The sequence below is a fragment of the Pseudomonas sp. 18058 genome (assembly GCF_902706155.1).
GTDB lineage: Bacteria > Pseudomonadota > Gammaproteobacteria > Pseudomonadales > Pseudomonadaceae > Aquipseudomonas > Aquipseudomonas rustica.
The window spans coordinates 124,359-136,412 of record NZ_CACSJY010000001.1; the positions used below are offsets into that span (position 1 = coordinate 124,359).

At 58.0% G+C, this 12,054-nt stretch carries 14 protein-coding genes; 10 read left to right on the plus strand and 4 right to left on the minus strand.

The window, feature by feature from the left end:
* Positions 1-26 precede the first annotated feature (26 nt).
* Positions 27-1,064: a dienelactone hydrolase gene (locus GVL50_RS00475; protein WP_159811354.1), complete on the minus strand. Its 1,038-nt coding sequence runs from the start codon at positions 1,062-1,064 to the stop codon at positions 27-29.
* A gap of 237 nt (positions 1,065-1,301) precedes the next feature.
* The gene (locus tag GVL50_RS00480; protein WP_053119839.1) at positions 1,302-1,913 is read right to left on the minus strand and encodes an FMN-dependent NADH-azoreductase; all 612 of its coding nucleotides are present in this window, start codon (positions 1,911-1,913) and stop codon (positions 1,302-1,304) included.
* 128 nt (positions 1,914-2,041) lie between these two features.
* Between GVL50_RS00480 and GVL50_RS00485 the strand changes: the two genes are divergently transcribed.
* Together GVL50_RS00485 and GVL50_RS00490 are read left to right on the plus strand one after the other, a co-directional pair.
* Positions 2,042-2,950 carry a LysR substrate-binding domain-containing protein gene (locus GVL50_RS00485; RefSeq protein ID WP_159811355.1) on the plus strand — a complete coding sequence of 303 codons (909 nt, stop codon included), beginning with the start codon at positions 2,042-2,044 and terminating at the stop codon, positions 2,948-2,950.
* Entirely contained in the window at positions 2,947-3,306 is a 360-nt protein-coding gene (locus GVL50_RS00490) for an MmcQ/YjbR family DNA-binding protein (protein ID WP_159811356.1), read from the plus strand. The genes GVL50_RS00485 and GVL50_RS00490 overlap by 4 nt, the downstream gene beginning before the upstream one ends.
* 116 nt (positions 3,307-3,422) lie before the next feature.
* Here the strand turns inward: GVL50_RS00490 and GVL50_RS00495 are convergent, their stop codons facing one another.
* Positions 3,423-3,851, minus strand: a complete 429-nt coding sequence (locus tag GVL50_RS00495) for a DUF1294 domain-containing protein (RefSeq protein WP_159811357.1) — start codon at positions 3,849-3,851, stop codon at positions 3,423-3,425.
* Positions 3,848-4,678: an undecaprenyl-diphosphate phosphatase gene (locus GVL50_RS00500; RefSeq protein ID WP_159811358.1), complete on the minus strand. Its 831-nt coding sequence runs from the start codon at positions 4,676-4,678 to the stop codon at positions 3,848-3,850. The genes GVL50_RS00495 and GVL50_RS00500 overlap by 4 nt, the downstream gene beginning before the upstream one ends.
* Positions 4,679-4,983: 305 nt before the next feature.
* Here GVL50_RS00500 and GVL50_RS00505 point away from each other — a divergent pair, with 305 nt between their 5' ends.
* The 8 genes from GVL50_RS00505 to GVL50_RS00540 all read left to right on the plus strand — a co-directional run bounded on the left by GVL50_RS00505 (position 4,984) and on the right by GVL50_RS00540 (position 12,024).
* Positions 4,984-6,618 (plus strand): methyl-accepting chemotaxis protein, encoded by a 1,635-nt coding sequence (locus tag GVL50_RS00505; RefSeq protein ID WP_159811359.1) that lies wholly within the window; start codon positions 4,984-4,986, stop codon positions 6,616-6,618.
* A 262-nt stretch (positions 6,619-6,880) separates the two neighbouring features.
* Positions 6,881-7,444 carry a nicotinamide riboside transporter PnuC gene (pnuC, locus tag GVL50_RS00510; RefSeq protein ID WP_159811360.1) on the plus strand — a complete coding sequence of 188 codons (564 nt, stop codon included), beginning with the start codon at positions 6,881-6,883 and terminating at the stop codon, positions 7,442-7,444.
* Positions 7,441-7,965: an AAA family ATPase gene (locus GVL50_RS00515; protein ID WP_159811361.1), complete on the plus strand. Its 525-nt coding sequence runs from the start codon at positions 7,441-7,443 to the stop codon at positions 7,963-7,965. Before pnuC ends, GVL50_RS00515 begins: the two co-directional genes overlap by 4 nt.
* A 357-nt stretch (positions 7,966-8,322) precedes the next feature.
* Complete coding sequence (locus tag GVL50_RS00520; protein WP_159811362.1) at positions 8,323-8,772, plus strand: hypothetical protein; 450 nt, start codon at positions 8,323-8,325, stop codon at positions 8,770-8,772.
* A gap of 1 nt (position 8,773) precedes the next feature.
* Positions 8,774-9,340, plus strand: a complete 567-nt coding sequence (locus GVL50_RS00525; RefSeq protein WP_159811363.1) for an adhesin — start codon at positions 8,774-8,776, stop codon at positions 9,338-9,340.
* A gap of 73 nt (positions 9,341-9,413) precedes the next feature.
* Complete coding sequence (locus GVL50_RS00530) at positions 9,414-10,424, plus strand: hypothetical protein (protein WP_053119822.1); 1,011 nt, start codon at positions 9,414-9,416, stop codon at positions 10,422-10,424.
* Positions 10,425-10,488: 64 nt separating this feature from the next.
* Complete coding sequence (locus GVL50_RS00535; protein ID WP_053119820.1) at positions 10,489-11,169, plus strand: C39 family peptidase; 681 nt, start codon at positions 10,489-10,491, stop codon at positions 11,167-11,169.
* A gap of 45 nt (positions 11,170-11,214) precedes the next feature.
* Entirely contained in the window at positions 11,215-12,024 is an 810-nt protein-coding gene (locus GVL50_RS00540; protein WP_159811364.1) for a hypothetical protein, read from the plus strand.
* The last annotated feature ends 30 nt before the right edge of the window (positions 12,025-12,054 follow it).

Here is a 12,054-nt window from a genome sequence, read left to right on the forward strand (position 1 = left end):
GGGACGTCGGTGTAGCGCAGATCGGGTTATTGATCCGCGGTCTGCATCCCGGCCCGCGTCGGTTTACCCAGCGCATGCGAGAAAAACCGGCCAGCCTCGGAGATCAGGTTGCGGTGAATGTCTTCTCGATCAACACCATCAGCGTCGGTACACAACGCCGGCATCGCCATGAGCTGCTCTTCAGTGCACGGCGCCATAAACACAAAGTGCCCTGCCCCGGCCAGCAACTTGAAGTCCGGCGCGGTCGGCAGTTTGCGCGCCAGCGCGGCGGCGTTTTTGTCGAAAGCCACCAGTTTGTCGCCATCACCGCTATAAAGAAGCACCGGCACATGCACGTCGGCCAAGGTATGACGGCCGAATTTAAGACTCAGCGGCGCCATTAACAGCAAGGCATGTACGCGCGGATCGGCGACAGGCTGCAAATCATCGCGATCGACTATCAACTCGCCCTTAGTGTTGCAGGCGTCGCGATCGTCAGGACGCTCTTGGCAGTAGCGACGCAAGCGATCCAGATCCGGCTGCGCCCCCGAAAGGATCAGCGCGGTCTCACCGCCTGCCGAATAGCCGATCACCCCGACCTGGTCGGCGTTGACGAATGGCGCAAGCATTGGGTCGCCAAGCGTGGCGGTAATCGCTTCGGATATCTGGATCGGCCGCCCGTAGAGGTTGCTGAGGGTACCGAGCCGGCTGTGATCCTTGGAGTTGTCGCCGGGGTGAATGACCGCTACGACGACGAAGCCTTTACGCGCCAGTGAGGTCGCGAGGTCATGCAATGCGAGCGGCGTCCCGGTGTTGCCATGGGACAACATCAGCATGGGAAAACGGCCAATGGCGATTTTGGTGTCTTCACCCGCCTCGACTGTGTAGCCCTCAATCAGCGCGGTGTGCTCGCGATCGCTGGAAGGATAGAAGGCGATGGCGCGCATCGGTTGCAGATCCAGTGGATCGAGGAACGTCATCTCGTGGTAGCCGACGCTCCAGCGTGGATGCAACCCGGGGGCGGCGTGCACTGTATTCAGGCTGCCTAGCAGGCAAATCAGTAACGTTGCACAAAGACGCATCATCGGATGCCCCACCCTGTTGTTACTCAATCGAAAGATCCGCCGTGTTGCGAAGGCCCAAGCGCCGAGGATTCGGCTTTAGGCGATGGCAATACACTCAGACGCTGTTCGTTTAACTGCATAACCCGGGCCAGATTATGTAACAGTCAGAAACAAAAAACTCCGTATTTGGCCCTTGCAGAACCAGAATACAGAGTTTTTTGGGTGTTACCTGAACAACAGCTGTTCTTTACGCAAGCCTTACGCAGCGGCGAACAGTTGCTCGCTGATTTTCGCTTGAGCAGCGGTCATCGCGTTGTTGCGTACTTCGTCGCCGTACGCCAGACCTTCAGCGCGAACGATTTCGATGTCGGTGATGCCGAGGAAACCCAGCACCAGCTTCAAGTAGTCTTCGTGAGCAACGCCGCTCGCTTGACCGGCGTGGATGCCGCCAGCGGTGGACACGATCACGACTTTCTTGCCACCGCACAGGCCTTCAGGGCCGGCTTCGGTGTAACGGAAAGTCTGGCCGGCAACGGCGATGCGGTCGATCCAGGCTTTGAGTTGGGTTGGCACGGTGAAGTTGTACATCGGTGCGGCGATAACGATCGCGTCAGCAGCGATGAATTCGGCCAGGGTGGTCGCGCTCAGGTCGGCTTCATGCTGTTGTGCGGCGTTGCGCAGTTCAGCGGTGGTGCCGGCGGCAACCAGGGTGGTCGACGAGAAGTGGCTGATGGCGTCAGCGGCCAGGTCGCGGTAAGTAACCACGGCGCTCGGCTCGGCGGCTTGCCAGGCTTTGGTGACTTGGCTGCTCAACTGACGGGAAGCCGAGTTGTCGCCCAGAATGCTCGAATCGATATGCAGCAGTTTCATGCGGAATCTCCTGGAATGAATCGCCTGTGGCGACTGAATGGAGACAATCCTACGCAAGAAACCAATGGATGATTAGCCGCCGACAATGCGATAGTTTGTCCCACTGATAGAACAGTTGGATTTCCCTGATGCAAGATCTCAACGATCTCTACTATTTCGCCAAAGTCGTCGAGGCCGGTGGCTTTGCGGCGGCGGGCCGTTTGCTGGGCATTCCCAAGTCACGACTGTCGCGGCGAATTGCCGAACTCGAAGAGCGCCTTGGCGCGCGTCTGCTGCAGCGCACCACACGCCAGCTCAATCTCACTGCGGTCGGCGAGCGTTATCTGCGCCACTGTCAGGCGATGTTGCTGGAAGCGGAAATGGCTGACGAGGCCGTGGCGAGCATGTCCAGCGAACCGCGCGGTCGATTGCGCGTGTCGTGCCCTACCGGGTTGGCCCATGAAATGTTGCCGATGGTCATCAGCGACTTTCTCGGCAAATTTCCGCAGGTACAACTGGAAGTGGTGCTGCTCAATCGCCGGGTGGATCTGGTCACCGAAGGGATTGATGTCGCGTTGCGCGTCAGAGAACTGGGTGACGAAGATCCATTGCTGGTGACTCGGCGATTGCGTCAGGCACAGATGGTGGTGATCGCCAGCCCGGCTTTTCTTGAAGGCAAGACGATCGAACATCCGCAAGACCTGAAAAATCTGCCGGTGCTCGGCGCGCTGGAAGCTGATCGCATGGTGCATGTGCGCTTGCTCGATCAACACGGCAAGAGCTTCGAGCTAAGCATGGAAGCACGTTTGGGGATCGACGATTTTGTGGTGCGCAAAGCCTGCGTACTGGCCGGTCAGGGCTTTACGCTGTTGCCGATGATGTATTGCGAAAGCGAACTGGAAAACGGCACGCTGGTGCAGATGCTGCCGGAGTGGTCGCTGCCCGGCGGCTGGCTGCAAGCGGTGTACCCGCATCGTCGCGGGGTGATGCCGGCGGTGCGCGCGTGGATCGATCATCTGGTCGAGTCGTTCAATGCCTGTGGGGAGCGGTTGCTATGACGAAAGGAAAAATGAGCGAAGCGGACGTCGCCGCGTTTTGCCTGGGCCTGCCCGGTGCTCGGGAAGATTACAAATGGGGCGGCGTGCGCGTGTTCTCGATTGCCGGCAACAAGATGTTTGCCTTGCAGGGACTGCGCGGTGATTCGCTGGCGTTCAAGGTCGACAAGGATCTGTTCCTCGGCCATTGCGACCGCCCGGGAATTCACCCGGCGCCGTATTTGGCGCGGGCGCAGTGGATCATCATGCACCCGCCCTACCCGCTGGGCGCTGAGGAACTGCGCGGATTGTTGCAGCGTTCGCACCAGTTGGTAGTAAGCAAACTGCCCAAGAAAACCCAGATCGGCCTACTGCTGTAAACCTAACCCCCTGTAGGAGCTGCCGAAGGCTGCGATCTTTTGATTTTGAGGTTTAAAAAGAAAAATCAAAAGATCGCAGCCTTCGGCAGCTCCTACAGGGGGGAGTCGGTATTTGTTTAGAACAGGGCCAGCAGGTTCGAGCCGAGGAAGATCTGGTCGATCCAGAACACCTGGTGCAGCGCAACGATCATCCAGAACAGCACCTGAAACGACACCTTGCGCGTCTTGTGCCGAAACACTTGCTGGGCGATCAACGCACCCGGCCAGCCGCCCGCCAGTTCCACGGCGTGAAGGATGTTCTCCGGCGTGCGCCAGGCATCGGCGCGGGCCTTGCGTTTGTCCGCCCAGTACAGAAAGAACGCCAGCACGCTGACAATGCCGTATGCCGCCAAAGGCACCAGCGAGATCCCGCGCAGCCACATCGACAGCGAGCCGAACAGCGGCAGCGCGAGAACGATCAGCAGCACCACCAGCTTCAATTTCGGGTGCTGAATGTTGCCGCCCGAAGGTCGCCCTTCCGGCCGCCGTGCGCGGGAATCACTCATGGCTTGGCTGCCGACCAGTCCACCCAGCCAAACTGCCAGGTCGCCAGAATCACCAGACCGAAGACGATCCGGTACCAGGCGAACGCCGCATAGCTGTGGCTGGCGATGAACTTCAGCAAGCCTTTCACCGCGATCATGGCAAAGATGAAGGCGGTGACAAAACCAATGGCGAACACCGGAAAGTCCGCCGGCACAAACAAGTGGCGGTACTTGTAGCCCGAGTAAACCGCTGCACCGACCATGGTTGGCATGGCGAGGAAGAACGAGAACTCGGTTGCGGTTTTGCGCGACAGACCGAAGAGCAAACCACCGATGATCGTCGAGCCGGAGCGCGAAGTCCCCGGAATCATTGCCAGACATTGGGCGAAACCGATTTTCAAGGCGTCCGTCCAGCGAATCTCATCGACCGTTTCGGCATGCACTTCATGCTGACGCTTTTCCGCCCACAACATGATGATGCCGCCAATGACCAGAGCCGCCGCAACGGTGATCGGGTTGAACAGGTACTCATGGATCAGGTCGGCAAAAATCACCCCCAATACCACTGCCGGCAAGAAAGCGATCAGCAGATTAGCGGTAAAACGCCGCGCGCTCGGCTGGGTCGGTAAACCGATGACCACGTCGAGAATCTTGCGGCGAAATTCCCAGACCACCGCGAGGATCGCGCCGAGCTGGATGATGATATTGAACGCCATGGCCCGTTCGCCGCCGAAGTTGAGCAAGTCGGCAACGATGATCTGGTGTCCGGTACTGGAAATGGGCAAAAACTCCGTGAGCCCCTCTACAACTCCAAGTATCAGTGCCTGCAAGGCGGTCCAAAGATCCATCAATCCCCCAAAGAGCGATGCACGCCGGCATGCCCCGATAGTATTTTTCTGACGTTCACTGCGATCAGCGTAGCTGTTTATGGCTGTACCGATTCCGCGCGCACAGGATCCACACGAAATGGTCAAAATTCCGTGAAATATCAACTTGGATTCAGGTTTTTACGCGCGGGGCCGAAATCCTATCAGACAAGCCGCAAAAGCGCTGCCGCGTTATACGACTTGGGTCGCGTAGGCCGCATCACCGAATCGTGGTTGGATGCTGGCGATGGTTTATGACAATAAAAAGAACCCGGAGTGACAGCGTTATGAACAGCTTGCGCAGTGTGTCGATCAGCCGACGCTTGTGGCTCATCTTGGTGGTAGCGGTGGTCATGTTGTTGACCTTGGGCGCCTTGATGCTCAAGCAGATCCACACCGACCTCTATCATGCCAAAGCCCAGAAAACCCAGCATGTGGTGCAAACCGCCAGCGGCCTGCTGACCTATTACCACGACCTGGAAACCGCCGGCACCTTGAGCAAGGAGGCTGCGCAGAAACAGGCACTGACTGCGATCCGCGGCCTGCGCTATGACCAGAACGACTATTTCTGGATAAACGACCTCACGCCCGTGATGGTCATGCACCCGACCAACCCCAAACTTGAAGGCCAGAACCTTTCGGCGATCCGCGATCCGGACGGTTTTGCGGTGTTTAACGAGATGGTCGCCATCGCCAAAGCCAAGGGCGCCGGCATGGTGGATTACCGTTGGCCAAAACCCGGTGCCAGCGAACCTGTGGCCAAGACTTCGTACGTCAAACTGTTCGAGCCGTGGGGCTGGGTACTTGGCTCCGGCGTGTATATCGACGACGTACAGGCCGAATTTCAGGGCCAGGTGATCAAAGCCTCGGCGATTGGTCTGGCGATTGCCGTGATCATGGCGCTGCTGGTGATTCTGATCGCGCGCAGCATCGTCCGGCCGTTGCAGGAAACCGTGAACGCCATGGCCAACATCGCCAGCGGCGAAAGCGATTTGACCCGCAGTCTCGATACCCACGGTCAGGACGAAGTCACTGAGCTGGCGCACCACTTCAACGCCTTCACGGCCAAGCTGCGTAGGGTGATCGGCGACTTGCAGGTCTCGGCCAGTGCGCTGGGGGTGTCGTCCAGCGAACTGGGCAACGATGCCTCGCAGGCGCAGCAACGCAGTCAGCAGCAATCGCAGCAAATGGAGTTGGTGTCCACCGCGATCAACGAGGTGACCTACGGCGTGCAGGACGTGGCAAAAAACGCCGAGCACGCCGCCGCCGAAATGCGCGATGCCGAAGCGCAGGCGCAACAGGGACAGATCAATATCGATGGCAGCTTGCAGCAGATCGACAAACTGTCGGGGACGATTGATCAGGCGGTTGAAGTGATTCGCACATTGGCTGCTGAGAGCACGCAGATTGGCAGTGTGCTGGAAGTGATTCGTTCGATTGCCGAGCAGACCAATCTACTCGCGCTCAACGCTGCTATCGAAGCGGCACGTGCTGGAGAACAGGGTCGCGGTTTTGCGGTGGTGGCGGATGAGGTTCGATTGCTGGCGCAACGGACGCAGAAGTCGACGGCGGAAATTCAGACGATGATTGAGCGTTTGCAGAATCATTCTGAAGCCGCCGTTAAAGTGATTGGCGACAGCAGCAAGGCTTCGCAGCTGACCATTGAGCAAGCAGGACTGGCCGGGGCCAGTTTGAGTGCGATTGGCCAGGCACTGCGCAATCTGAATGGCTTGAACGCTTCGATTGCCAGCGCCACGCTGCAACAGGCGCATGTGGTTGAGGACATTAACCAGAACGTGACGCAAGCGGCCGGACTATCGCACAGCACGGCGTTGGCGGCGGAACAGTCGAGTGTGGCCAGCGTACGGCTTGCGCAACTCAGCGAACAGCTGAACGGCTTGCTGCGCCAATTCCGTGTCTAACCCCCCAATTGCCTGTGGAACACTAATCCTGTGGTGAGGGGATTTATCCCCGATCGGCGGCGTAGCCGTCGTAAAACCAGCCAGCGCGTTCTAACTGCCAGAACGCGTTGGCTGGTTTTGGGAGCGCTGCGCACTCCATCGGGGATAAATCCCCTCGCCACAGGGAAATTTGTTGCCAACAGTGCGTGTACGGTAGCTAACGCCCCTTAGCCGTCTCTGGGTACAATCCGCCCCCCCTCTTCAACTCCCCCAAGGAAGACTCATGTCCGGGCTCGAACTGTTTGCCGCCGCTCTCGGTGTGATTGCCGTGTGGCTGACGGTTAAACAGAATCCGCTGTGCTGGCCGATCGGGCTGGTCATGGTGTTGCTCTACAGCTGGATCTTCTTTGAAGTGAAGCTGTATTCGGACATGCTGCTGCAAGTGATCTATGCCGCCCTGCAAGTCTACGGCTGGTGGCAGTGGACGAGGGCCGGGACGATGCATGACGGGCGTCAGGTCACGCGGCTCGATCAGCGTTCGATTCTGTTGGGGCTGGGTGTCGGCGCGGTTGGCAGTTTGTTGCTGGGCGCGGCGATGGCGCACTGGACGGACGCCGCGCAACCTTGGCTGGACGCAGCGCTCACCGGTTTTAGCCTGGTCGCACAGTTGTGGATGGCGCAGAAACGTCTGCAATGCTGGGCGCTGTGGTTTGTGCTGGATGTCATTTTTGTCGGCCTGTTCATCTATAAAGGCCTGTACCTCACGGCCGCGCTGTACGCCTTGTTCACCCTGATCGCCGTGCAAGGCTGGCGCGAATGGCGGGCGGATCCGGCGTTGCGCACATGAAAGTCGTGGTGCTCACCGGCCCTGAATCGACGGGCAAGAGCTGGCTCGCCGCCGGCCTGCAAAAGCAATTCGGCGGGGTTCGGGTGGATGAGTACGTGCGCCGGTTCATCGAAGAGAATCCGCGCGATACTTGTCTGGCCGATATTCCCGCGATCGCCCGTGGCCAGTTGCAATGGGAAGACGAGGCGCGCGCGCAGCGGCCAGCGCTGCTGATTCTCGACACCCACCTGTTGAGCAATATCCTCTGGAGTCAGACGCTGTTCGGTGATTGCCCGGACTGGCTGGAGCCCGAGTTGTTGGCGCGGCATTACGATCTGCACCTGTTGCTGTCCCCTGAGCAGATCGACTGGACGGATGACGGTCAGCGCTGCCAACCGGATCTGCAGGAACGTCTGATGTTCTTTCGAGCCACACAAAACTGGCTGGAAAAACACCAGCAGCCCTTTCAAATCATTCAAGGCAATTGGGCCGAGCGACAGGCGCAAGCCGTAGCCGCGGTCGCAGATCTATTGGCTGAGTGATCAGCGACGTGGGGCTTTTGCCCCACTAATTCACCCTGTTTTGGGGGAATTGTGTCCGTTTCTGAAACACTCGCCCGAGTGCAAAGTGGCCGTTTCAACGCCCTTCATCGTTTTGTCATGCCGCTTGTTACGCTGATGAAACACATCCCCGCAAACCTTTGTTCCAGAGCTTTGTTCAGCGAACAGACAGGTCTTCTGGCCAAGCACTGTTTCAGCGATGAAACATCACGTGTTTCAGCCCTGCGAACTTTTCCGATAACCCATTGAAAAACCGTCTTTTTTAAAAAGCGGCACAGCTTTCGCTCTCTCCTTCCCAACGCTGACTAGGGCCAGCCCACTGAAGAAGGAATTGCCGCCGTGGGGAATATCAAAAAAGGCTTCACCTGCCTGGTGCTGATCGGATCTGCAGCCAGCACATTCATCAGTTTCAACGCTCAGGCCGAAGGCAACGGCGTGATTGTGCTCAATCGCGATGTGCAGGTTCATTCGATCGGCCGCGAGAGGGGCAAAGACCCCTACCCAACCACCGTCAACGCCAACCCTTCGGCACGCGTCAATCAGGCCGTGAACAGCGGTGAACTCAGCGACGGCGAGTTTGCCAGCGTCGCCAGCGGTTCCTCCATCAGCGGCACCATCATGAATCAGAACGGTGCGCTGCCCGGTACCAACGTCATCACCAACCCCAACGGGTTGCCCGGTATGAGTGCCGGTCACGGTGGCGGCAGCGGCGGCAGCATTTCCAACACCATCAATCGCTCTCTGAGCACCGGTCTCGCCCCGCTGACCCGCATGGCTGGAGGCCAATGAGATGAATCGCACTCTACTCATTCTGGCCCTGCTCAGCTGCACCAGCGCCATGGCCGACTCCAGCAACAACGCAGACATTCAGAACACCGGCATCCAATACAAAGGTAACTACAACGTTAACCAGGCCGCCGGCGACCAGATGCAACAAACCAACACCAAGGCAATCGCCATCGGCACCAATGCCAGCACCTCGACCAGCGTGATTCAGCGCATAGACACTCCGGCCGAACGCTCGGCCAATGCCAGCGCCAATATCGGCGGCAACTCTTTCAGTAATGGTAACGGGATTCTGGGCGTGAACCAGGGTGCCGGGGCCAACAACCAAATGGCCAACGTGACGCGCGTCAGCATCAGTGCTGCCCCGCAGAGCGTTGACGATAGCGCCCTTTCGCAACAGAACGTGGCGTTGTTACCGAGCTCAGGAGCAACTGGTACCTCAATCAGCAGCCGCCAGGTCACCACAAGTGATCAGGCCTTCACCGGCAGCCGCGGGGTAATCCAGGTGAACCAGAGTGCCGGGGTGGGGAACCGAATGGCTAACACCCTGAGCATCCGGGTCGCAGACTGACCCAAACAATAAAAGCTGTGCAATTAGAAAGTACCAACACTTAACCAACTAATAAGCACGATGGAGAAACACCATGAAACCTACAATGGCTCTCAAACCACTGGTTTTCGCACTTGCAGCAGTGATGGCAATCGCAGCACAGGCAGGCGGTCGTGATGACGATCACGGTCATGGTAACGGCGGCCACAATAACGGTGGTCATAACAATCAACCAAAAGGCCCTACTCTCGAAGAGCTTCTGCAAATCGGGGCCGGCGCTGGGGCTGCTGTACTCGACTCGCAAAACAGCGATAGCAACATCGTTGGCAACCAGGGCACTAAAAACAATGCCACTGTCGATAACTCGGCGAACGGTTCCAACGGCAACCTGGGCATGAACAACACCGCCGGCGACGGCAACCAGCAAGACAACGCTGCTGCACTGGCCACCGCTGACGAAAGCTTCATCTTCGGCACCGCTGTTGCTGTTTCCAGCGCTACCCAGGTTAACAACAACAACGCTGTGGCTAACGCCTCGACGACCAACAATGCAAGCTTGAACAATGTGGGTAACGGCGGTTCCGGCAACATTGGTATCAACAACAGTGCCGGCAACTTCAACCAACAGAAAAACAACCTGGCAATTGCTGTATCGGGTGGCCGTGTAGCGAATGCTGCCGCTGCAGCCAACCAAAGCTCCACCGGTCTGACTGTGGCCAACTCCGCCACTCAAACCTACAAAACCACTACCCTCACCGGTACTGTCGCCGCTCTTGGCGCGTTCGGTGCAGTTGGCGAAGCAACCATCAAAGGCGATAGCGGTCACGGCGGTGGCGGCTATGACGATCGTGGCCACGGTGGCAACGGTGGTAGCAAAGATCAGAAAGCTACCTTCGAAGCTGTGGGTGTCTTCGGTCTGGCTGGCGTAACCACTCAACAAGTGATGACTCCAGACGGCTGGAAAAACCCTGTGACCAACAATGCCACCCTGAGCAACGTTGGCAACAACTTCTCCGGCAACGCTGGTTTCAACAACGCCGCCGGTGTTGGCAACCAACAAAGCAACTCGTTGTCCATCGCCGCAGGTTGCAAAGCCTGCATGTAATCGCGATCGAACTGAAAGCCCCGGCAACGGGGCTTTTCCTTCAGTCCGCCAAGGCGTATCGATCATGCGTAAAACTGCCCTTATCGCTTTGCTTTGCCTGTCTGGCTTGAGCCAGGCCGCGCAAATGCCAGTGGCCGCCCTCCCGGGTGGCGTACTCATTTACAAGGATGTGCAGAGCATTCGTGAGCGCAAGTTTGCCGACATCGTCGAACAGAAAACCGACTTCAGCTGCGGCGCTGCTGCACTGGCGACGGTGTTACGCCAGGCCTATTGGCTCGACGTCGATGAGGAGCACATCATCAAAGGCATGCTGGTCAACGCTGACCAGGACCTTGTCCGTACTCAAGGTTTTTCCATGCTCGACATGAAGCGCTACATAGAAAGCATCGGCATGCGCGCCAGGGGCTACAAGATTCCACCGGAGAAGCTCGACGCAGTAACAATCCCGGTGGTGGTACTGATGGAAATTCGCGGCTACAAGCATTTCGTCGTGCTACAGCGTTCGGATAAGGATTGGGTTTACATCGGAGACCCGGTGCTGGGACACAAACGCTATAAACATGATGATTTTGTCAAAGGTTGGAACGGCATCGTCTTCGCCATTGTGGGCCCCGGTTATGACAAGGCAAACGCACTACGCAGCCCACCGGTACCGCTGACGGCGAAGAACAAGCTGGATGGCTTCAACCCTGTCAAAGATGCTGAATTGATGGACTTCGGATTCATTCAGAGCGACTTCTTTTAATCGCCGCTTATAAAAAAATGGGACTGGATGTCCCGGGAGCAGCAGATGAAAACCTCATACTGGCTGGCCGCCGCCTGCCTGGCCGCGAGTGCGTCAGGCTATGCCAATGCAGGATTCACACCCATCGAAATAAAGGATCAGGAGCTCTCTGAGCTGCGTGGTCGGTATGTCATGCCGGGGCGGATTATCAGCTTCGGCATTGTTATGAGCAGTACCTGGCGCAACGCCAGTGGCGATCTGATCGGTGCAGCCGCCTCGATGCAGATCCAGCAATCCACGATCAAACCCGAATTCTATGTTTCGACCATCAAAGAGGCCGGCAATATCGTCAATTCGGCGCAGAACGCCGTCGCCAGCGCCAACAATGGCGGCGCCGCCCCAACGACCCAACCGGCCCAACAACAAGGCACCGGCACCATCATTGGTGGCGCAGCCTTGAATACCAGCCAGGGCGTAACGCAAAGCGTGCGCGCAGCCGGTGATGACAATACCGCTTACAACAACGTTGCGATCAACGTCAAAGAAGCCAGCCAGGCCCCCGCCATTACGCCTTCCCAAGGCCAGGCTTTGATTGCAGGCCAGACCATCACCGGCAGCAACGCCGCCGGCAATGTCGCGGTTTCCGCTACCGGCGGTGGCGTGCAAATGGCAATTCAGGCCAGCGGCAATCAGGGCACCGCCCTGCAACAGGTTGCCCAGAGCGGGCTGCTGCAGAACACCCGTTTGCTGGGCAGTTCGAACGTGGTCAATAACATGACTCAACTCAACGTTGTGTTGAACAATAACGGCATGAGCGCCGGCGCACTGGATTGCAACCTGACTCAACTCAGGGCCCTACGCAACATAGGATATTGAACTACGCTGAGTCTCGATCATTGGGCTTAA